Origin of the sequence: Neisseria sp. P0008.S010, assembly GCF_051962715.1 — a bacterium.
GTDB classification, from domain to species: Bacteria; Pseudomonadota; Gammaproteobacteria; order Burkholderiales; family Neisseriaceae; genus Neisseria; species Neisseria elongata.
On record NZ_JBQCVA010000243.1, the window covers coordinates 1 to 294 of the forward strand.

Annotated in this window: 1 rRNA gene; it reads right to left on the minus strand. The window is 59.2% G+C overall.

The features are described 5' to 3' along the window. A 16S ribosomal RNA gene (locus ACTHSL_RS13410) occupies positions 1-294 on the minus strand; the annotation flags it as partial.

The window sequence follows — 294 nt, forward strand, 5'->3', positions numbered from 1 at the left end:
AGCATGCCCGTACCGAATGCAGACCCGGAGTTAAGCCCCGGGCTTTCACATCCGACGCGACACGCCGCCTACGAGCTCTTTACGCCCAATAATTCCGGACAACGCTTGGACCCTACGTATTACCGCGGCTGCTGGCACGTAGTTAGCCGGTCCTTCTTCTACAGGTACCGTCACCCGAAAGCTTCTTCCCTGCTGAAAGAGGTTTACAACCCGAAGGCCGTCATCCCCCACGCGGCGTTGCTGCGTCAGGCTTCCGCCCATTGCGCAATATTCCCTACTGCAGCCTCCCGTAGG